We start from the raw sequence: 21,196 nt of genomic DNA, 5'->3' as shown, positions 1-21,196 counted from the left end.
GCTCAGAGCCCCCACCCGCCGCTGGTAGCATCGCCGACTTGTGACGTACCGGAACGGCAGCCCCCTGGTCGACTTCGCGATCGTCGGCGAGCCCAAGTCCGGGACGACCGCCCTGGCCCAGTTCCTCGCCGAGCACCCGGGGGTGGCGCTGTCGGTCCCCAAGGAGTCCTCGTACTTCTCCACCGACTTCCGCCGCGAGAGCGACGCCTACCACGGCCGCCCGGTCTACTTCAGCTACCGCACGAGCGAGCAGTTCGCCGCGACGTACGCCCACGCCGAGGAGGGCCAGCTGCTCGGCGACGCCTCGACGTCGTACGCGTACTCCGCCGAGGCCGCGGACAACCTGCACGACCACAACCCCGACCTGCGGGTCATCCTCATGGTGCGCAACCCGGTGACGATGCTGCACGCCCTGCACATGCAGTACGTCAACGAGACCGTCGAGGACATCGAGGACTTCGCCGAGGCCCTGGCCGCCGAGGAGGACCGCAAGGCCGGCCGGCGCCTGCCGGCCCGGGTCCGCGTGCCCTCCTACCTCTTCTACCGCGAGCGCGTCCGCTTCGCCGACCACATCGAGAAGTTCCACCGGGTCTTCGGCCCCGAGCAGGTGCTCGTCCTGGTCAACGAGGACTTCCGCCGGGACAACGCCGGCGGCTACGAGCGCGTCCTGCGCTTCATCGGCGCAGACACCTCGGTCTCCGTGGACTTCGCCGAGGTGCACGGGAGCAAGGCACCGCGCTTCAAGCGGCTCAACGCCGTCCTCAACAGCCCCCGTGCGAAGAAGACCCTCTACAGCCTCCTCGGCGGGCGCGCCTACACCCGGGTGCGCTCCACCGTGGCGCGGGCGGTCATGAAGGAGGCACCGCGCGAGCAGCTCGACCCGGCCCTGCGCCGGTCGCTCGAGCGCAAGCTGCGCCCCGAGGTCGAGCGGCTCTCGGGCCTCCTCGGCCGCGACATGGCCGCGGTCTGGGGCTTCGCCGACGAGCCCGACGCCGACCGCGGCGAGTCGAGGAGCACCGATGCCTGAGCCGCTCGTGGACTTCGTCGTGGCCGGCCAGCCCAAGTCGGGGACGACCGCGCTGGCCGACTTCCTCGCCCAGCACCCGCAGGTGTGCATCTCCCGGCCCAAGGAGCCGGAGTTCTTCGCCACGGACCTGATGCGCGAGTCCGACGCGTACTACGGCTCGCCGCGCTACCTGAAGATCCGCACCCCGCAGCAGTACGCCCGGTGCTTCGCCCACGGCGAGCCCGGCCAGCTGCGCGGTGAGGCGACCGCCATCTACGGGCGCTCGCGGGAGGCCGCCGGCAACATCGCCGCCCACAACCCGGCGGCGAAGGTCATCCTCATCCTGCGCAACCCGGCCGACTTCGTGCACTCGATGCACATGCAGTACGTCAACTCCGCCGTCGAGGACGTCACGGACTTCGAGGAGGCGCTCGACCTCGAGCCCGCCCGCCGCGAGGGCCGGCAGCTGCCGCCGGGGGTCCGCTACCCCTCGGCCCTGTTCTACAGCGACCTGGGGCGCTACCACGACCAGCTCGCCCGCTTCGTCGACGCCTTCCCCGCCGACCAGCTGCTCTTCCTCACCAACGACGAGTTCCGCGGCGACAACATCGGGGTCATCCAGCGGGTCTACCGCTTCCTCGGCGTCGACGACGGCTTCGTCCCGACCGTCGGGGAGGTGCACGGCAGCAAGGCGCCCCGGTCGGCGAGGCTCAACCGGCTGCTCAACGCCCCCGCCGTCCGCAACACGGCGCACCGCCTCCTGCCCGGCAGCCTCTACGTGCGGCTGTCGCGGACGGCGCACGCCGTGACGCTGCGGCCCGAGCAGCGCGAGGCGCTCGACCCGGGGACGCGGGCCCGCCTGGACGCGATGTTCGCCGAGGACGTGGCCGCCACGAGCGAGCTGGTCGGGGTCGACCTCGTGCGGCTGTGGGGGCTCGGCGCCGACAGCGCCTGAGGCTCAAGGCGCGCCGGCCCCGACGGAGTCGGCCGGGGCGTGGACCGTCCTCTTGGCGAGCAGCGTGACCACCCAGAACACGACGTCCAGCGCGAGGTTCCACACCCGGCTGACGAGCACGACGAGCGCCGCCTCCGGCGGCGACATCACGAGCAGGAGCAGCACGGCCAGCGACGCGTCCCGCGTGCCGAGGCCGCTCGGGACGAGCGGGGTGAGCATGCCGATGACCGCCGAGAACCCGAAGGCGCCCATGAGGAAGAGCATGTCGGAGGCCTCCGTGCCGGGCAGGATCGCACAGACGAGGAGGGCGTTGGCCAGCCCCGAGACCAGCTGCACCGCGCCGTACATCGTCAGCGTGGTGCCGATGACCGGCCACCCGACCTCGACGAGGCTCCCCCGTTTCAGCAGCCGGAACATCACGGCGAGCAGCCGGTTGAACACCGGCGGCGTCATGACGAGCAGGAGGACGAGCGCACCGAGGACGACGAGCCACCGCAGCGCCGTCGAGATCTCCCCGATCCGCGGGTCGAGCGCGAGCAGGACGAGCGAGACCACACCGGAGGCGACGATCTTCGCCGCCGCCTCGACCACGGAGGAGACCGCGAGCCGCGAGCGGGAGATGCCCTGCTCGGCGGCGAGCAGCACCTTGCCGGCGATCCACGGCGCCGTGCCGGGGATGTAGCGGGCCAGCCAGGTCTTCGCGTAGATCTCGGCGAGCACGCGCACCGGCGGCATGTGGTCGGCGCCGAGCCCCTTGAGCACCGAGCGCCACACGAGAGCGCCGAGGTAGCGGAAGAGCATGCCGGTGGCGATGGCCCCGGCCGCCCACGGCAGCGAGAGGCGCACCGTCCCGAGCTCGGACCAGTCGATGCTCAGGACGACCCAGACCAGGGCCGCCGCGGTCGCGACGTAGAAGGCGATGCGCACCGCCCGGCCGGTCAGCCAGCGACGCGCCGGGCGCACCTCGGGCGCGCTCACGAGGCCTCCTCGAGGACCCGGTCGAGCACGCGCGCGTACCGCTCGGCGACCGCCGGCCAGGTCATCGTCGCCAGCGCACGCCGGCGCGCGCAGCGGCCCATCTCCTGCGCGGTGGCCCGGTCGGCGGCCAGGGTGGCGATGGCGCCCGCCAGCGCCTCGACGTCCCGCTCGGGGACGAGCAGGCCGGTCTCGCCGTCGACGACGATGTCGGTGATGCCTCCGTTGCGGGTGCCGATCGCCGGGCGCGCCGCGAGGGCCGCCTCGACGAAGACCAGGCCGTAGGCCTCGCGCCACCCTCGCTCGGTCGTGTGGGAGGGCCCGATGAAGGCGTGTGCCGCGGCGAGGTGGCCGGGCAGGTCCTCGGCGTCGACCCAGCCGAGGAAGGTGACACTCGGGGCGACCTCCTCGGCCCGCGCCAGCTCCTCGAGGTCGGACCGCAGCGGGCCGTCGCCGGCGACGACGAGCTCGACGTCCACGCCGGCGCGCCGGGCCCGGCCGACGGCGCGGATCGCGTCGTCCACGCCCTTGCCGTCCGCGAGCCGCCCGACGAAGAGCAGCCGGAAGCCACCGGTCGCGGGGGCGGCACCGGGCTGCGCGTAGCGGTCCTCGACCCCCATCGGGATGACCTCGTAGTCGCGCTCCTGCAGGGAGCGGCACACCTCGAGCGTGGCGGACGAGTTCGCCACGACGGCGTCGGCCCGCCGCAGCGTCCACTGCTTGACCTTGCGCGAGAGCCCGCCGGTGAGGGTGAACACGTCGCCGCCGTGGACCGAGACGACGACCGGCCGCCGCCGCAGCCGGCCGGCGAGCACCGCCGCGAACCCCTGCGGGACGAGCCAGTGGGCGTTGACGACGTCGACGCGGCCCATCATCCGGGTCATGGCCGCGACCTGCGCGAGGGTGAGCGCGACACCCTTGGCCGCCGCGAGCGCGCCGCCGCCGTACTGCCCGTACGCGACGGTCTCCCCGGAGGCCGGCCACCAGTACCGGAAGCGGCGCACGGCGACCTCCCCCAGGGACTCACGGGTGGCCGCGCCCGGGTAGTGCGGCGCGACGACCTCGACCGAGGCGACCCGCGGGGCGAGGGCGCGGACGTGCTCGAGCACGAAGGCCGGGACGGCGTCACCGGCCCACCGGGGGAAGGTGGAGGCGCTGACCCCGAGCCTCATCGGCGCGTCGATGCCGCACCCCAGATCGGGCCGTACTGCTCGGTCTTCATCCGCTCCAGCCCGTGCTCGTGCAGGACCCGGTTGGTCTTGAGCAGGTCGGAGATCACCCCGAGGGCGACCGAGAGCAGAGCACCGACGAGCAGCAGCACCCCGAGGATCAGCGACTGGAAGTGGTCACCGGGGGTGCCGTTGACCCACAGGACGAAGTAGCGCAGGAACGGGATCGCCCCGCCGATGGCGAAGATCGTGCCGAGCAGGCCGAACAGGCCCCAGGGCTTGAACATGAAGTACGAGCGCAGGATGGCCCCACCGGACTTGGCCATGTGCTCGAACATGTTGGAGAACAGGCGCGACTCGCGGGTCTTGGGGTTGGTGTCGATCGGCACCGAGGCGATCGAGAGCCGCTTGTTCCCCGCCTGGATGATGGTCTCCATCGTGTAGCTGAACTGGGTCACGACGTTGAGCCGGTAGAGCGAGAGCCGCGAGTAGGCCCGGAACCCGGAGGCGGCGTCGGGCAGGTCGGTCCCGGCCGCCTGGTTGACGACCCACGAGCCGAAGCGCTGCATGAACTTCTTGAAGCCGGAGAAGTGCTCGATCTTGTGGGTCTGGCGGTCGCCGATGGTGATGTCGGCCTCGCCCGCCACGATCGGGGCGACGAGGTCACCGATCCGGTCCTGGGGGTACTGGTTGTCGCCGTCGGTGTTGACGACGATGTCGGCCCCGTGCGAGAGGGCGTAGTCCACCCCGTCCCGGAAGGACTGGGCCAGACCCATCCGACCGGCGTGGTGCAGCACCGTCGCGCCGTGGTCCCGGGCGATCTCGGCGGTGCGGTCGCTCGACCCGTCGTCGATGACGAGGATCTCCACCTCGTCGATCCCCTCGATCGACGTGGGGATCCCCGCAAGGACCGCCGGCAACGTCTGCTCTTCGTTCAGGCAGGGGATCTGCACGACCAGTTTCACGGCGCCAAGGGTAGCCCAGGCGCGGGCATGCCCCGGCCACGGCGCGGCCGGCCGCGGCGCCGGCCGCCGGAGCTACCCGGCGCTCGCCAGCTCGCCCGCCTGCTCGAGCTCGTCCTGGAGGCTGCCCGCCGGGACCCACACCTGGAACCCGTAGTTCTCGGAGTCCGCGAGCGGCTGGGCACCGAGGGACTGCGCCCGGTCCCAGTCGACGCACGCGACGATGAGGTCGGCGTCGAAGTCCTCCTTGGTGGGGTCGACGAGGTCGACGTCGCGCGGCGACATCCAGTACCCGAGCCAGTTGACCGTCGTGGGCCGGGAGTTGCGGCCCGTCCGGCACTTGATGTCGATGTCGAGCGAGAGGTACCCGTCCCCGGCCACCGACTCCGCGCTCTTGACCGCGGCCTCGATGTGCGCGGGGTACTCGCGCGCGAGGCTCGGGTTGGACATCGCCGCGTAGACCGCGGTCAGTGCGACGAGGAACGGCACCATGACGCGCGAGGAGCGGGTGAAGCCCGCGTAGGCGAGCATGACCACCCCGAGGAAGAGCGAGGCGACCAGCCAGAACCGGCTGCCGTTCTCCAGGGTCGGCCGCAGGGGGATGTCGTAGGGCTGGCCGGTGGGCCACATCCCCTCCCAGGCCCGCAGGCCCGCGACGTTCCCCGGCCCGTAGGTCGACCCCCACGTGGGCAGCGAGTCCGCGAAGACGAGGACGACGACGCCCGCGACGAACGCCGCCAGGGCGATCGAGACGGCGAGCAGCCGCGCCGAGACGACCTTGAAGAGCACGGCGACGCCGACGAGGACGGCGACGATGATGAACGGGTTGATGTAGCGGGTGTAGAGCCAGGAGTCCAGACGGGGCTCGGAGCCGTAGTACTTCGCACCCTCGCGCGACCCGGCGAAGAACGCCAGCAGGGCGCCGGCCAGGGAGAGGCCGAAGACGAACACCATCGGCCCGAAGGTGCGCAGCCGCACGACCTCGACGTAGGCGCGGGCCGTCACCGCGACGGCGCCGAGCGCGATGAGGCCCAGGGTGGCCACGAGCTGGGCCCAGGTCTCGGTGAAGAGGACCTTGACGAAGGTGAAGGGCTCGAAGTTGCGCAGCGTGCGCATCAGGCCCTCGCCCTGGCTGAACCCGCCCCGGGTGTTGAGCGAGGCCAGCCCGTCGGCCCCGAGCTTGACCAACGGCACCGTGACGAGGACGACGAGGACGACGAGGAGCAGGGTGCGCCGGCTGCGCCGCTGCAGGACGGCGCGGCCGACGAGCCAGATGAGCACGACGGGGGCGACGACGAGGGCCCGGGGGTGGGTGAACACGGCGCCCAGGGTGAAGGCGAGCAGGCCGAGCGCGTTGCCGAGCGAGGGCCGTGAGTCGAGCCGGAAGACGAAGTAGGCGGCCCACACGATGAGGAAGCCGAGCAGCTGCTCGGAGAGGACGTAGTCGGCCAGGCCCGCGTTCGAGGGGAGCATCATCGTCAGGGCGCCCGCCGTGACCGCCTGGGGTGTGGTCAGGCCGATGCGGCGCCCGATGAGCGCGAGCGGCACGATCGTCGCCAGCCCGATGACGTTGCTCAGCGTGTTCGCCGCGAGGTAGACGGTCGCGGCGCTGCTGGTGAACCACCAGATCGGCGCGATGAGCACCGGCCACCCCGGGTAGTACCCGCTCGTCCACATCGGGGTGACGTTGTCGTCGCCGGAGAGCGCGCGACCGAGCTCGAGCACCCCGTTCTCGTCCCACGGCGTGCGCGGGGCGATGGCGCTGAGCGAGACGAGGTAGTAGATGGCGGCCGTCGCGACGACGGTGAGGACCGCCGCAGCCCACCACAGGCGACTACCGGGGTCGCGGCCTCGGGCACCGGTCTCGTCGGTCGGCGAGGGGGTGCTCGTCGGGGCAGAACCGGACACCTGGGGGGCTCCTCGGGATCGTGGGCGAGCGGGCGTGCACCGAAAGCGCGCCGGCGCAAGGCAGCACGAGTGTATCCGGGCCACGTCACGACGGCGCGCGGCGCGCGAGCCGTTACGCTGGGCCGCGCATCGCCGATCGAGTGTCCCGTCCGAAGGTTGTGAGCAGTGAGCGACGTCGTTGTTGTGGGTTCGGGCTTCTTCGGCCTGACGGTGGCCGAGCGGCTCGCGGAGCAGTTCGGGGTGGACGTCGCCGTCGTCGACCGGCGACCCCACATCGGCGGGAACGCCTACTCCGAGGCCGAGCCCACCACCGGCATCGAGGTGCACCGCTACGGCGCCCACCTCTTCCACACCTCCAACGAGCGGGTGTGGGAGTACGTCAACCGCTTCACCCGGTTCACCGACTACGTCCACCGCGTGTACACGACCCACCACGGCGAGGTCTACCCGATGCCGATCAACCTCGGCACGGTCAACCAGTTCTTCCGCAGCGCGCACGGGCCGGACGCCGCCCGCGCCCTGATCCGCGAGCAGGCCGCCGAGCTCGGTGACCGGACGCCGAGCAACCTCGACGAGCAGGGGGTCAGCCTCATCGGCCGGCCGCTGTACGAGGCGTTCATCCGCGACTACACCGCCAAGCAGTGGCAGACCGACCCCACCGAGCTGCCCGCCTCGATCATCAAGCGGCTCCCGGTGCGCTACACCTACGACAACCGGTACTTCAACGACACCCACGAGGGCCTCCCGGTCGACGGCTACACCGCCTGGCTGGAGCGGATGGCCGACCACCCGCGCATCACGGTCACGCTGGACACCGACTTCTTCGACGAGTCCCAGCCGGTCAACAAGTCCGCCACCGTCGGGCGGGTCCCCGTCGTCTACACCGGGCCGGTCGACCGCTACTTCGACTTCGCCCAGGGCGAGCTGTCGTGGCGCACCCTCGACTTCGAGCAGGAGGTGCTCCCGACCGGCGACTTCCAGGGCACCTCGGTGATGAACTATGCCGACGCGGACGTGCCGTACACCCGCATCCACGAGTTCCGGCACTTCCACCCCGAGCGCGACTACCCGCAGGACTCAACGGTCATCATGCGCGAGTTCTCGCGCTTCGCCGAGCGCGGCGACGAGCCCTACTACCCGATCAACACGGCCACCGACCGCGAGCGGCTGGAGGCCTACCGCGCCCGCACCGCCGAGGAGCCGCAGGTCTTCTTCGGGGGGCGGCTGGGCACCTACCAGTACCTCGACATGCACATGGCCATCGGCTCGGCCCTGTCGATGGTCGACAACAAGCTGGCGCCGCTGTTCGGCGCCGGCGTGGGGAGCGAGCAGTGACCGCGACGACGACGAAACGGCCGGCGACGGCCACCACCATGCGCGAGGTGCACCGGGTGGTCTTCCCGGAGAACGGGGACCCGGACACCCTCGCGCTCTACGTGGACCTCTCCACGACGATCCAGCCGATCCGGCTCGACGTCAACGGCCTGCCCCGCCAGACGGACGAGCGGCCGGTCGTGACCGCCGGCACCGACGACGGTCTGGAGTTCTCCGGGCGGCACACCCTGACCGTCGCCCACGGCTCCAAGGCCTCGCTCGCCACGTACTTCAACGCCTTCCCCGCCTCGTACTGGCGGGCGTGGACCGACGTCACCGAGGTCGAGCTGCGGATCACCCTCGGCTCACGCGCGCAGGTCGGCATCTACAAGTCCAACCCCCGCGGCGACACCCAGCGCGTGGAGTACCTCGACGCCGAGGCCGGGACCGTCTCGCGGGTGCTGCCGCTGACCTCCTTCGGCGACGGCGGCTGGTACTGGTTCGACGTGCACGCCAAGGAGGAGGACGCCGTCCTCGAGGGCGCCTCCTGGTTCGTCGACGAGGCCAGGGCCCGCCGCCGGGGCACGGCCTCGGTCGGCATCACGACCTTCAACCGCCCCGACTACTGCCTGGCCCAGCTGCAGGGGTTCGCCGCCGACGACGGCCTGGCCGACTACGTCGACACCGTGTACGTCGTCGACCAGGGGAACCGGCTGGTCAGCGACGAGGAGGGCTACGACGAGGCCGCTGCCGCGCTCGGCGACCGGCTGCGCCTGCTGCGCCAGGGCAACCTCGGCGGCTCCGGGGGCTTCTCGCGGGCGATGGCCGAGACCGTCCGGGCCGGCGCCTCCGACTACGTGCTGCTGCTCGACGACGACGTCGTCACCGAGCCGGAGGGCATCCGCCGGGCGGTGACCTTCGCCGACTTCTGCCGGGTCCCGACGATCGTCGGCGGCCACATGTTCTCGATGTACGCCAAGTCCCAGCTGCATGCCTTCGGGGAGAAGGTCAACCTCTACCGGACGTGGTGGGGCCCGCACCCGGACACCGAGCCGGCCCACGACCTCGTCGCCTCGCCGCTGCGTGCGACCCGCTGGATGCACAAGCGGATCGACGTCGACTACAACGGCTGGTGGATGAGCCTGATCCCCGTGGAGGTCATCCGGGAGATCGGGCTCGCCCTGCCGGTGTTCATCAAGTGGGACGACTCCGAGTACAGCCTGCGCGCCCGCGAGGCGGGCTACCCGACGGTGTCGCTGCCGGGTGCCGCGGTCTGGCACGTGCCGTGGACCGACAAGGACGACTCGATCGACTGGCAGGCCTACTACCACCAGCGCAACCGGTGGCTCGTCGCGTTGATGCACACCCCGTACCGACGGCCCGGGTCGCTGCCGCGGGAGAGCTTCGCCGCCGACGTCAAGCACCTGCTGACGCTGCAGTACTCCGCCGTCGAGCTGCGCCTGAAGGGGCTCGAGGACGTGCTCTCCGGTCCCGACCACCTCCACGAGAGCCTCGGGTCCTCCCTTGCCGAGGTCCGGGCGCTGCGGGCGAACCACCCCGACGCCGCCGTGAGCAAGGACCCCGCGGACTTCCCCCGCCCGAGCCGGCGCCGGCCGCCGCCGAAGGGCAAGGAGCCCAGCCGCCCTCGCAGCGGGCTGCGCCTGGCCCTCTCCGCCCTCGGTGGCGGCGCCCGCCAGCTGCGCCCGGTGCACGCCACGGCCCAGCGGGTGCCCGAGGAGCGGGTCGCGGCGGCCGCGGCGAAGTGGTGGCGGCTCTCGCACGTCGACTCCGCCCTCGTCACCTCCGCGGACGGCTCCGGGGTCTCGATGTACGTGCGCGAGCCGGAGACCTTCCGCGCCTACCTCACCCGCAGCATCCTCCTGCACCGCACGATGCTCGCCCGGTGGTCCTCCCTGCGGCGCGAGTACCGCGCGGCGGCCGGACGGTTCACCTCCCTCGAGGCGTGGGAGGCCACGTTCGCCGCGAACCCGGCCCAGGATGGCTGAGTCCGCCGCACCGGCGGGCATGTGGACGCCGGGGCAGGCACGTGGCCTGCTCGCCATCGGCGCGCACCGGTACCTGCTCGCCCTGCTCGTGCGCAAGGAGCTGCGGGTCCGCTACCAGGCCTCGGTCCTGGGCCTGGCCTGGAGCTACGTCAAGCCCGGGGTGCAGTTCCTCGTCTTCTACTTCGTCATGGGCTCCTTCCTCGGGCTCTCACGGGCCATCTCCCCGTTCGCCGTCTACCTGTTCTCCGGGATGATCGCGATCAACCTCGCGACCGAGATCCTCGGCAACGCCACCCGCTCGATCGTCTACAACGCCCCCCTCGTCAACAAGATCTTCCTGCCGCGCCAGCTCTTCCCGGTCTCGTCGGTGTTCGTGGCCCTCGTGCACTTCGCACCACAGGTCGTCATCCTCGTCCTCGGGGCGCTCGCCTCCGGCTGGCTCCCGGACCTGGTCGGGCTCGCGGCCTTCGTCGTCGGCGTCGTCATCGTCCTCGCGCTCTCCCTCGGGCTCGGCCTGCTCTTCGCGGCCGTCAACGTCGCCTACCGGGACATCGAGAACGTCGTCGACCTCGTGCTCATGGTGGCCGTGTGGTTCTCCCCCGTCCTCTACGCCTGGACCTTCGTCCGCGACGCCCTGGTCCACCACCCGTGGCTCGTCCAGCTCTACCTCGCCAACCCGCTGACCGCCGCCGTGGAGCTCTTCCACCGGGCCTTCTGGTGGGGGGCGGCCACCGAGACCGACCGCGTGAGCGGCGTCGTCGACCACCTGTGGGCGCACGCGGGCCTCGCCCTGGCCCTCTCCGCGCTCGCGCTCGTCGTCGGCGACCGGGTCTTCCGCCGGCTCTCGCGCACCTTCGCCCAGGAGCTGTGAGGTGAGCGCGAGCATCGTCGTCGAGGACCTCGTGAAGACCTTCCGGATCAAGCACGTGCGCTCCCTCAAGGAGATCGCCGCCCGGGCCGTCCGCGGGGCGAGCGAGCGGCCCAACGCCTTCACCGCCCTCGACGACGTCACCTTGAGCATCGAGGAGGGCGAGACGGTCGCCCTCCTCGGGTTCAACGGCTCGGGCAAGTCGACCCTGCTCAAGTGCATCTCCGGGGTGCTGACGCCCGACGAGGGCCGGATCGGGCTGCGGGGGTCGGTGGCCGGGCTGATCGAGGTGGGCGCCGGCTTCCACCCCGACCTGACCGGCCGGGAGAACGTCTACCTCAACGGGGCGATCCTCGGGATGAGCGAGGCGGCGATCGACGCGGCCTTCGACTCCATCGTCGACTTCTCCGAGATCCCCGACTTCATCGACACCGAGGTCAAGTTCTACTCCTCGGGCATGTTCCTGCGCCTGGCCTTCGCCGTCGCGGTGCACACCGACCCCGACATCTTCCTCGTCGACGAGATCCTCGCCGTCGGCGACGAGCCCTTCCAGCGCAAGTGCATCGACCGGATCAAGGAGCTGCGCGACGAGCACAAGACCCTGGTCATCGTCAGCCACGACCTGAACATGGTCGCCGACCTGTGCACCCGGGGCATCCTGCTCGAGCACGGGCGGGTCGTCATGGACGACGAGCCGCACGCCGTCGTCCGGCGGATGCGCGGCGAGGAGTAGCGCGCCCGGGCGACGCCGAGGGCCCGGCGCGGTCGGCTCAGCCGGCCGCGCAGACGCTCGCCAGGTCGGTGGTGTTGGCGTCCGGGTCCGACCCGGGGCGCTCCATGACCGCCGGCGTGCTCGGTGCCGGGCTCGCCGTGGCCTTCCGCGTGCCGGCCGTGCCCGCCGTGGCCTTCCGCGTGCCCGCCGTGGCCGTGGCCTTCTCGGTGGTCTTCTCGGCCGCGGTCTGGTCGGGCTCGCTGGCGGCCGGGGCGCCCCGGCTGGCCTCGATCGCCTCGGCGACGGTCCGGCGCACGAGCCGGGGGTCGTAGTCCCACGGCTTGATGAGCGGGGGGACGAAGTTGACCGAGGTGATCTTCTCCTGCTTGGTCTTCAGGGCCACCTCGGCCAGGTCGGACAGGGCCGACGTGGGGATGTCGGTGCGCACGACACCCCGGGTGGCGGCGACGATGTCGCCGAAGTTCGTGAGCACCGTCGAGGGGTCCAGCTGGCGCACGAGCGCGGTGACGACGCACCGCTGCCGGGCCATCCGCTCGTAGTTGGTCGAGCCCTCCCGGCTGCGGGCGTACCAGAGGGCCCGGTAGCCGTCGAGATGGCGGGCCCCGGGCTCGACGTAGCCGATGACCGGGGTGGAGCCCCCGCCGATCGGCGTGCGGCGCTGCACGGTGATGTCGAGCCCGCCCACGGCGTCGACGAGGCTGGAGAAGCCCTGGAGGTCGGCGAGCACGTAGTACTGCACGTCGAGCCCGGAGAGCGCCTCGACCGCCTCGGTGGTCGCGACGAGACCCGGGTTGCGGGTGCCCCGCGGGAACTGCGAGGCGTGGTCACGCCCCCAGGTGTAGAGCGCGTTGAGCAGGCACTCGTCGCCGCAGGCCCAACCCTCCGGCATGAGCCGGGCCATGACCGAGCCGGGCTCGAAGTGGATGTTCTCGGTCTCGCGGGCGAAGCCGAAGAGCACCGCCCGCCCGGTCGTGGCGTCGATGCTCGCCAGCTGGATGCTGTCCGGGCGCAGCCCCTCGCGGCCGGCGCCGCTGTCACCGCCGAGCAGGAGGATGTTGTAGCGGCCGTCGACGGTGCCGGCGGGGGCACCCTCGGTGAAGATCGTGCCGAGGGCCGCCCGAGCGGTTCCCGCCGCCATCCCGAGCCAGGCCACGAGCGCGGGGACCAGGAGCAGCCCGACGAGCAGCCCGACGAGACCGCGCCGGTCGCGCAGCGGCAGGGTGTGCGGCCGACCGAGCCGCCACGCGTCGACGAGCAGCCCCGCCCACAGGGCCGCCAAGGCCAGCAGGAGCAGCTGCAGGAGTGCCAGCGCCCACGTGTGGGAGAGCAGGCTGAGGGCGGCGTGCCGGTCGGCGAGGGCGAGCATCCCGAGCAGCAGGGCCCCGGCGACCACCCCGGCCCAGACCCGCAGGGCGACCCGGCCGACCCGCCGGCTCCCGGCCGCGAGATGACCCGCGCCGGGCAGGACGGCGGTGAGCAGCAGGAGGGTGACGGCGCGGCGGCGGCCCCGCCGCCGGACGCCGGCGTCCCGGGTGTCGATGCGGATCGGCCCCTGCGCCTGGCCGCGCTCGAGGAGCGCGCCCCGCTGTGGTCCCATGGGCGCCGAGTATCACCCACCGGGGTGGCCCGGGCGCAGAGGCGCGCCGGGGCTGACGAGGCGCGTGGGGCGCGCGTGACGGCGCGTCGCGGTGTCCGTCGAGGGCCGGCCCACCTGCCGGTGCCACACTGGTGGGTCGTCGGCCCCCGACCCGAGAGCGAGCCATGAGCGAGGACGAGCAGCCCCGACCCATCCCCCAGCGGGGCCGGTCGGACTCGAGCGACGACGTCTACGTCGTCGACACCAGGCGCCGCCGCGCCGCCGGTACCCGTCGCCCGGGGGCAGCCACCTCCCCGAGCGGCTCGGGCGCGCGCTCCGCGGGCCCCCGGGCGGCAACGGCCACACCGGCGGCCGCGGGCGAGACCGCGTACGACGAGTACGGCCGCCCGGTCCCCCCGGCCGCGGCCCGCACGCCCCGCCCGACCGGGCGCCGGCGCCGGCGGCCGCGCGCGTGGGTGGTGCTCGTCGTCGTGCTCGTCGGCTGGCTGGCCTTCACCGCCGTCGCGCCCTGGCACGCCTGGTCCACCGTGAGCCGGGAGGACACGACCCCGAGCGGCGACCGGCCCGCCGCGGGCGACGGCCACACCTACCTGCTCGTCGGCTCCGACAGCCGCCAGGGCCTGACCGCCCAGCAGAAGAAGCGGCTCGGCACCGGCAGCGCCGCCGGGCGCCGCACGGACTCGATCATCCTCGTCCACGTCCCCTCGGGATCGGGCAAGGCCGCGCTGATCTCCATCCCCCGCGACAGCTACCTGCCGATCCCCGGGTACGGCAGCAACAAGGTCAACGCCTCCTTCGCCTTCGGCGGCCCGAAGCTGCTCGTGCAGACCCTCGAGCAGGCCACCGGCCTGCGCCTCGACGGCTACGTCGAGATCGGCTTCGGGGGCTTCGCCAACGTCGTCGACAGCCTCGGCGGCGTCGACCTGTGCATCCCGCGCAACATCAAGGACAAGCTGGCCCACCTCAACGTCAAGAAGGGCTGCCAGACCCTCGACGGCCCGACCGCCCTCGGCTACGTCCGGGCGCGCTACTCCGACCCCAAGGGCGACCTCGGGCGCGCCGAGCGCCAGCGACAGTTCCTCGGCGCCGTGATGTCCAAGGCGGCCACCCCCTCGACCGTGCTCGTCCCCTGGCGCTGGTGGGGCTTCACCCACTCGGCCGCCTCGAGCGTCGTCGTCGGCGAGGACACCAGCCTGCTCGACGCCTACCGGATCCTCTCGACGATGCGCAGCGTCTCCTCGGGCGACACCCTGAGCCTCGTGGTGCCCGTCTCGGACGTCAACGCCACGACCTCGGCCGGGTCCTCCGTCCTCTGGGACGACGAGCGCGCCGCGAACCTGTTCACCATGCTGCGCGAGGGGACGCCGCTGGAGAAGGCACCGGCGGGCACCGACGGCGTCCCGAGTGGCGGCTGACCCCGCCCCGGGGCACCGCCGGGCTCTCAGCCGGCCCCCAGCCCCGGTCGTTACACTCGCCCGGTCCCGCGCCCGCGGGGCCTGACGCACACGGAGGGAGGGGTCGGTGGACGGCGCCACGCCGCACGAGGGTGACCCGACGCCGGACCTCCAGCAGGCCTACCCGCGCCGGCGCGACATCCACCACCCGCGACGGGCCCACCCGTGGCGCCGCCGGGTGGCCGTGGCCGTCGTCGCGGTGCTCGCCGTCGGTGGCGGCGCCGGGCTGCTCGCGGCGTGGCGGCTCAACGCGAACATCACCAAGGTCGACGTCTCGGACGCCATCGGCACCGACCGCCCGACCCAGGCCGCCCCAGACGCCGTCAACATCCTGCTCGTCGGCTCCGACACCCGTAAGGGCAAAGGCAACAACGAGATCGGCATGTCACCCGACGACCCCGGCGACCACTCCGACACCAACCTGCTCGTCCACCTCTCCGAGGACCGGACGTGGGCGAGCGTGGTCTCCATCCCCCGCGACTCGATGACACCGGCGCCGCCGGAGTGCTCCTCGGACGCCCCGAAGACCCAGTGGGTCACCCGGCAGTGGAACCACAACTACCAGATCGGCGGGATCGGCTGCCTCATCCGCACCCTCGAGGGCAACACCGGGGTCTACGTCGACCACTACGCGGTCGTGGACTTCCGCGGCTTCCAGGACATGGTCGACGCGCTCGGGGGGGTGGAGGTGTGCACCGAGGAGGCGATCGACGACGAGGACTCGGGGCTGCAGCTCAGCGCCGGCACGCACACCCTCCAGGGCGAGCAGGCCCTGGCCTACGTGCGCGTGCGCAAGTCGGTCGGCGACGGCTCCGACCTCGGCCGGATCAAGCGCCAGCAGGCCTTCCTGTCCTCGGTCGCCCAGGAGGCCACCTCGAGCCGGCTGCTCTTCCGGCCCACGGCCCTCTACGGCTTCCTCGACGCGGCCACCCGCTCGCTGACGACCGACCCGGACTTCGGGCTGGGCACGATGCGCGACCTCGCCGAGAGTGTGCGGGAGATCGGCCTCGAGAACATCGAGTTCGTCACCGTGCCCAACGAGACCTACCCCGCAGACCCCAACCGGGTGCAGTGGCAGGACTCCGCCGAGGTTATCTGGGAGTCGCTGCGCGAGGACCACCGGGTCAACGAGCCCGCGGCCACGCGATCCCCCTCCCCCTCGCCGAGCGCCAGCGCGCTGAGCGTCTCGCCCGACGACATCGACGTCCTCGTGCTCAACGCCTCGGGCACCAGCGGGCTCGCCGGGCAGAGCGCCGCGGCCCTGACCGTGCAGGGCTTCGCCTCGGTGCAGGTCGGGGATGCCTCCGGCGAGGTGGAGGACGGGGTGCTCGTCGAGTACTCGGCCGGCCAGGCGCAGGCGGCCCGCACGGTGGCGGCCGCCTTCCCGGGCGCGACGGTGCGCAAGGCCGAGGGCCTCGGCGAGACCGTCCGGGTGACGCTCGGACCGGGCTCGCCCGCGGTCGTCGAGGTCCCCAACCGGCTCGGGAGCGAGCCGCTGCCCGACCAGCCGGTCACCGCGACCGAGCCGTCCCCGCAGCCGACCATCTCGACCCGGCCGGCCAACGAGAGCATCTGCTCGACCTCCTGACCGGCGCGGCCTCGAGAGGCGGACTCAGCCCCCGAGGAGCTGGCGGGCCATGACGATGCGCTGCACCTGGTTGGTGCCCTCGTAGATCTGGGTGATCTTCGCGTCGCGCATCATCCGCTCCAGGGGGAAGTCCCGGGTGTAGCCCGCACCGCCGAGCAGCTGGACGGCGTCGGTGGTGACCCGCATGGCGACATCGCTCGCGAACGCCTTGGCGGCCGCACCGAAGAACGGCAGGTCGGGCTCGCCGCGCTCGGACTTGGCCGCCGCGACGTAGACGAGCTGCCGGGCCGCCTCGAGCTGCATCGCCATGTCGGCGAGCATGAACTGCACGCCCTGGAACTCGGCGACCGCACGGCCGAACTGCCGGCGCTCCTTGACGTAGGCGAGCGCCTCGTCGAGGGCGCCCTGGGCGATACCGACCGCCTGGGCGCCGATGGTCACCCGGGTGTGGTCCAGGGTCGCCAGCGCCAGCTTGAGCCCGGCCCCGACCTCGCCGACGACGCGGTCACCGGGGATGCGGCAGGAGTCGAAGTGCAGCTCGCGCGTCGGCGAGCCCTTGATGCCGAGCTTGCGCTCCTTCTCCCCGACCGAGAAGCCCTCGTCGGACTGCTCGACGACGAAGGCCGTGACGTTGTTGCCCCGCCGCCCCTCGGGGTCGGTGACCGCGAGGACCGTGTAGTACTGCGAGACCCCGGCGTTGGTGATCCACGACTTCTGCCCGGAGAGGACCCAGTCCTCGCCCTCGCGCACGGCGCGGGTGCGCATCGCGGCGGTGTCCGAGCCCGCCTCGCGCTCGGAGAGGCCGTAGGAGAAGGTCGACTCCCCCCGGGCGAGCGGCGGCAGGTAGCGCCCCTTGAGCTCCTCGCTGCCGGCGAGCAGCAGCGGCATCGACCCGAGCTTGTTGACGGCGGGGATCAGGCTCGAGGACGCACAGACCCGGGCGACCTCCTCGATGACGATGCACGTCGCGAGGGCGTCGGCCCCGACCCCGCCGTACTGCTCGGGCACGTGGGGCGCGAAGAAGTCGGCCGCGACGAGGGCGTCGTGCGCCTCCTGGGGGTAGCGGGACTCCTCGTCGACCTGGGCCGCGAAGGGCTTGATCTTGTCCTCCGCGAGCGCCCGGACCGCCTCGCGGACGGCCTCGTGGTCCTCGGAGAGCCGGTAGGTGTCGAAGTCCGCGGCGCCGCTCATGCCCTCCATGTTACTGGCCGGTACCGACCGCCGGCACGCCGAGCCGTCACTCGCCCCGCAGCAGGTGCCACAGGTGACCGTGCCGCTCCCGGTCCACGAGCTCGGGCAGCACCTCCCGCTCGAAGAGCTCGACACCGCTGAGGTCGTAGGCCTGCTCGACGAAGTACGTCACGGCGTACGTCATGCCCCGCCGCTCGAGGTCGGCGAGCGCCTCGAGCACCTGCTCCGGGGTGCCGACGAGCGGGCCCTCCTCGAAGCTGCGCACGGTGGACTCGACGACGTCCTCGGGCAGGCCGGCGGCGGTGTAGTGGTCGCGCACCCAGGCCAGCCGCTCCCGGACCTCGCGCTCGTCCCGGCCGATGACGACGTTGAAGTTGGCGCTGCGCACGATCTCGTCGTACTCGCGCCCGATGTCCCGGCAGTGCTCCTGCAGGACCTGCGACTTGTGGCTGAACTCCTCGGGCATCCCGGAGAAGTTCGTGTAGTCGGCGTACTCGGCGGCGATCCGCAGGGTCTTGCGCTCCCCGCCGCCGGCGACCCACAGCGGGATCCCGTTGGCCCGCGACCCCGGCACCGAGGTCCCCTGGAGGGGCTGGGGGAAGCACATCGCGCCGTCGACGGTGTAGTGCTCCCCGGCGAACGTCGCCCGGCCGGTGGTCCACATCTGGCGCATGACCTCGACGCCCTCGCGCAGCCGGGCCAGGCGCTCCCCCGCGCCCGGGAAGCCGTAGCCGTAGGCGCGCCACTCGTGCTCGTACCAGCCGGCCCCGATGCCCATCTCGAGCCGCCCCTCCGAGACCGCGTCGACGGTCGCCGCCACCTTCGCCAGGTAGGTCGGCTCGCGGTAGGACATGCAGGTGCACATCTGCCCGAGGCGCACCCGCCCGGTCACCCCGGCGAAGGCGGCCATGAGCGACCAGGCCTCGTGCACGCCGGCCTCGGTCGGGCGGGGCACGGGGTGGAAGTGGTCGTAGACCCAGATCGAGGACCAGTCCTCGATCCCGTCGGCCCGCCGCGCGAGACCCGCCATGACGCCCCAGTGCTGGGCGGGGTCGACGCCGACGAGGTCGTGGCGCCAGCCCTGCGGGATGAACAGTCCGAACTTCATGCGATCTCCTCGGTGTCGGGGTCCGCCCCCGATCATGCCCGAGGCACGGTGGCCGGCACCCGGGGGCCGCGGGCACCGCGTGCGGGGCGGTCTCGGCGGTGACCGGCGCGGGCCTCTACGCTGGGCGCCGTGACCCATCGCATCTGCGTCGTCGGGACCTCCTACGTCGGGCTCTCGCTGGCCGTCCTGCTCGCCCGCCAGCACGACGTCGTCGCCTACGACATCGCCCCGGAGCGGGTCGAGCTGCTCCGGGCCGGACGCAGCCCGATCCACGACCCCGACATCGAGGAGCAACTGCGGTCCGGCGGGCTGCGGCTGCAGGCGACGACCGACCCGCGCGAGGCCTACCCGGGCAGCGACGTCGTCATCGTCGCCACCCCGACCAACTACGACGAGCAGACCAACTACTTCGACACGAGCAGTGTCGAGCAGGTGGCCCGGGACGTCGTCGGGCTCGAGCCGCGGGCGACCGTCGTCGTGAAGTCGACCGTGCCGGTCGGCTTCACCCAGGGTCTGCGCGAGCAGCTCGGTACCGACCAGGTCATCTTCTCCCCCGAGTTCCTGCGCGAGGGCCGGGCGCTGCACGACAACCTGCACCCCTCCCGGGTCGTCGTCGGCGACCGCGGCCCGGCCGGCGAGCGCGTCGCCCGGCTGCTCGCCGACGCCGCCCTCGACGACGAGGTCCCGGTCCTGCTCACGGGCAGCACCGAGGCCGAGGCGATCAAGCTGTTCGCCAACACCTACCTCGCGATGCGGGTGGCGTACTTCAACGAGCTCGACACCTACGCGGCCACCCACGGCCTCGACCCGCGGGAGATCATCGACGGCGTCGGCCTCGACCCCCGGATCGGCACGCACTACAACAACCCGAGCTTCGGCTACGGCGGCTACTGCCTGCCCAAGGACACCAAGCAGCTGCTGGCCAACTACGCCGACGTCCCCCAGACCCTCATCCGGGCGATCGTCGACGCCAACACCACGCGCAAGGACTTCGTCGCCACCGACATCCTCGCGCGCGAGCCCCGGGTCGTGGGCATCCACCGGCTCATCATGAAGTCCGGGTCGGACAACTTCCGCAGCAGCAGCATCCAGGGGGTCATGAAGCGGATCAAGGCCAAGGGCGTGGAGGTCCTCGTCCACGAGCCCGAGCTCGGCGAGGACACCTTCTACGGCTCGCCCGTCGTCTCGCTCGAGGAGCTCAAGGAACGGGCCGACGTCATCGTCGCCAACCGCCGGGTGCCCGAGCTGGCCGACGTCGCCGACCGGGTCTACACCCGCGACCTCTTCGGCAGCGACTGAGCCGAGCCCTCCCGGACCTGTTTCCCGGGCCGCCGGAGCGGGCATGATGTGGGCCATGGGCGCACTGCAGCACCAGAACGACGAGACCCTCATCCGCGAGCTGCTCATGGACCCCGGCATCTGGGTCGTCGTCGGGCTGTCGGACAACCGCAGCCGGCCGGCGTGGTCGGTCTCGCGCTGGCTGACCGTCGAGCTGGGCAAGCCGATCATCCCGGTCCACCCCAAGGCCGAGACCGTCCACGGTGCGCAGGGCTACGCCTCGATCGCCGACATCCCCGACCAGGACATCAAGGTCGTCGACTGCTTCGTCGCCTCCGAGCACGTCGGCGCGGTCGTCGACGAGGTGATCGAGCACAAGGACCGCCTGACCATCGACGCCGTGTGGATGCAGCTCGGCGTCGTCGACGCCGAGGCGGCCCGGCGGGCGCGCCGGGCCGGCCTGGCCGTCGTCATGGACACCTGCCCGATGATCGAGTGGCCCCGGGTGCGCAGCGACGGCATGGTGCGCTGACGGTGCGCTGAGCGGCCGGCCGTGGGCGGCTCAGCCCTCGGCCTGCCCACGGCGGGCGCGCAGGGCAGCGCCCTTGGCGTGCGCCGTCTCCCGCAGGTCCTCCCGCAGGCGCCCCGTCGCGGCGCGCAGCCGCTCGGCCTCGGGACCCTCACCGGCACCGAGGATGCGGGCCGCGAGCAGGCCGGCGTTGCGGGCACCGCCGACCGAGACGGTGGCCACCGGCACGCCCGCCGGCATCTGGACGATCGAGAGCAGCGAGTCCAGCCCGTCGAGGTGCGCCAGCGGCACCGGCACGCCGACCACCGGCAGCGAGGTCACGGCCGCGAGCATCCCCGGCAGGTGCGCGGCACCGCCGGCGCCGGCGACGAGGACGCGCAGGCCACGCTCCTCGGCGCTCGCGCCGTACCGGAGCATCTCCTGGGGCATCCGGTGCGCCGAGACGACGTCGACCTCGCAGGCGACCCCGAGCTCCTCGAGCGCGGTGACGGCGGCCTCCATGACCGGCCAGTCCGAGTCCGATCCCATGACGACGCCGACGACGGGCGCTGTGCT

The 21,196-nt window shown here is 72.5% G+C and carries 18 protein-coding genes; 10 read left to right on the top strand and 8 right to left on the bottom strand.

The window, feature by feature from the left end:
- Positions 1–40: 40 nt before the first annotated feature.
- Positions 41–1,027 carry a sulfotransferase family protein gene (locus G8D98_RS11775; RefSeq protein WP_166103394.1) on the top strand — a complete coding sequence of 329 codons (987 nt, stop codon included), beginning with the start codon at positions 41–43 and terminating at the stop codon, positions 1,025–1,027.
- Positions 1,020–1,961, top strand: coding sequence for a sulfotransferase domain-containing protein (locus tag G8D98_RS11770; protein WP_166103391.1), 942 nt, complete (start codon positions 1,020–1,022; stop codon positions 1,959–1,961). Before G8D98_RS11775 ends, G8D98_RS11770 begins: the two co-directional genes overlap by 8 nt.
- A 3-nt stretch (positions 1,962–1,964) precedes the next feature.
- Here G8D98_RS11770 and G8D98_RS11765 read toward each other — a convergent pair whose 3' ends face one another.
- From G8D98_RS11765 to G8D98_RS11750, 4 genes are all read right to left on the bottom strand, one after another.
- On the bottom strand, positions 1,965–2,939 hold the full coding sequence (locus G8D98_RS11765; RefSeq protein WP_166103389.1) for a lysylphosphatidylglycerol synthase domain-containing protein: 975 nt from the start codon (positions 2,937–2,939) through the stop codon (positions 1,965–1,967).
- Complete coding sequence (locus G8D98_RS11760; RefSeq protein ID WP_166103386.1) at positions 2,936–4,108, bottom strand: glycosyltransferase; 1,173 nt, start codon at positions 4,106–4,108, stop codon at positions 2,936–2,938. The genes G8D98_RS11765 and G8D98_RS11760 overlap by 4 nt, the downstream gene beginning before the upstream one ends.
- Entirely contained in the window at positions 4,105–5,070 is a 966-nt protein-coding gene (locus G8D98_RS11755; RefSeq protein ID WP_166103383.1) for a glycosyltransferase family 2 protein, read from the bottom strand. Before G8D98_RS11755 ends, G8D98_RS11760 begins: the two co-directional genes overlap by 4 nt.
- 72 nt (positions 5,071–5,142) lie before the next feature.
- Complete coding sequence (locus G8D98_RS11750; RefSeq protein WP_166103381.1) at positions 5,143–6,975, bottom strand: hypothetical protein; 1,833 nt, start codon at positions 6,973–6,975, stop codon at positions 5,143–5,145.
- Positions 6,976–7,140: 165 nt separating this feature from the next.
- On the opposite strand from G8D98_RS11750, the gene glf reads away from it, so the two are divergent.
- From glf to G8D98_RS11730, 4 genes are read left to right on the top strand one after another with little or no spacing between them, the layout of a single operon-like run.
- Positions 7,141–8,310 carry a UDP-galactopyranose mutase gene (gene glf, locus G8D98_RS11745; protein ID WP_166103378.1) on the top strand — a complete coding sequence of 390 codons (1,170 nt, stop codon included), beginning with the start codon at positions 7,141–7,143 and terminating at the stop codon, positions 8,308–8,310.
- Between the two features lie 38 nt (positions 8,311–8,348).
- Positions 8,349–10,295: a glycosyltransferase gene (locus G8D98_RS11740; RefSeq protein WP_166103376.1), complete on the top strand. Its 1,947-nt coding sequence runs from the start codon at positions 8,349–8,351 to the stop codon at positions 10,293–10,295.
- Positions 10,288–11,166, top strand: coding sequence for an ABC transporter permease (locus tag G8D98_RS11735; RefSeq protein WP_187566755.1), 879 nt, complete (start codon positions 10,288–10,290; stop codon positions 11,164–11,166). The genes G8D98_RS11740 and G8D98_RS11735 overlap by 8 nt, the downstream gene beginning before the upstream one ends.
- Position 11,167: 1 nt before the next feature.
- The gene (locus G8D98_RS11730; protein WP_166103374.1) at positions 11,168–11,896 is read left to right on the top strand and encodes an ABC transporter ATP-binding protein; all 729 of its coding nucleotides are present in this window, start codon (positions 11,168–11,170) and stop codon (positions 11,894–11,896) included.
- 37 nt (positions 11,897–11,933) lie between these two features.
- On the opposite strand, the gene G8D98_RS11725 is transcribed toward G8D98_RS11730, so the two are convergent.
- On the bottom strand, positions 11,934–13,493 hold the full coding sequence (locus G8D98_RS11725) for an LCP family protein (RefSeq protein ID WP_166103371.1): 1,560 nt from the start codon (positions 13,491–13,493) through the stop codon (positions 11,934–11,936).
- Between the two features lie 164 nt (positions 13,494–13,657).
- Here G8D98_RS11725 and G8D98_RS11720 point away from each other — a divergent pair, with 164 nt between their 5' ends.
- Together G8D98_RS11720 and G8D98_RS11715 are read left to right on the top strand one after the other, a co-directional pair.
- Positions 13,658–14,908, top strand: coding sequence for an LCP family protein (locus G8D98_RS11720; RefSeq protein WP_166103368.1), 1,251 nt, complete (start codon positions 13,658–13,660; stop codon positions 14,906–14,908).
- Positions 14,909–15,014: 106 nt separating this feature from the next.
- Positions 15,015–16,535, top strand: a complete 1,521-nt coding sequence (locus tag G8D98_RS11715; protein ID WP_229661762.1) for an LCP family protein — start codon at positions 15,015–15,017, stop codon at positions 16,533–16,535.
- Positions 16,536–16,559: 24 nt separating this feature from the next.
- Here the strand turns inward: G8D98_RS11715 and G8D98_RS11710 are convergent, their stop codons facing one another.
- Positions 16,560–17,726: an acyl-CoA dehydrogenase family protein gene (locus G8D98_RS11710; protein ID WP_166103366.1), complete on the bottom strand. Its 1,167-nt coding sequence runs from the start codon at positions 17,724–17,726 to the stop codon at positions 16,560–16,562.
- 46 nt (positions 17,727–17,772) lie between these two features.
- Positions 17,773–18,834 (bottom strand): LLM class F420-dependent oxidoreductase, encoded by a 1,062-nt coding sequence (locus G8D98_RS11705; RefSeq protein ID WP_166103363.1) that lies wholly within the window; start codon positions 18,832–18,834, stop codon positions 17,773–17,775.
- A gap of 129 nt (positions 18,835–18,963) precedes the next feature.
- On the opposite strand from G8D98_RS11705, the gene G8D98_RS11700 reads away from it, so the two are divergent.
- On the top strand, positions 18,964–20,133 hold the full coding sequence (locus tag G8D98_RS11700; RefSeq protein ID WP_166103360.1) for a nucleotide sugar dehydrogenase: 1,170 nt from the start codon (positions 18,964–18,966) through the stop codon (positions 20,131–20,133).
- 55 nt (positions 20,134–20,188) lie between these two features.
- Positions 20,189–20,644, top strand: coding sequence for a CoA-binding protein (locus G8D98_RS11695; protein ID WP_166103346.1), 456 nt, complete (start codon positions 20,189–20,191; stop codon positions 20,642–20,644).
- A 30-nt stretch (positions 20,645–20,674) separates the two neighbouring features.
- Here G8D98_RS11695 and purE read toward each other — a convergent pair whose 3' ends face one another.
- A complete protein-coding gene (purE, locus tag G8D98_RS11690) occupies positions 20,675–21,169 on the bottom strand; it encodes a 5-(carboxyamino)imidazole ribonucleotide mutase (RefSeq protein WP_166103510.1) in 495 nt (164 codons plus the stop codon).
- Positions 21,170–21,196: the final 27 nt, after the last annotated feature.

The sequence above is a fragment of the Phycicoccus endophyticus genome, from assembly GCF_011326735.1.
In the GTDB taxonomy this organism is placed as follows: Bacteria; Actinomycetota; Actinomycetes; order Actinomycetales; family Dermatophilaceae; genus Phycicoccus; species Phycicoccus endophyticus.
The sequence above is the reverse complement of the archived record's forward strand: the minus strand, read 5'-3'. Positions and strand labels throughout refer to the sequence as shown.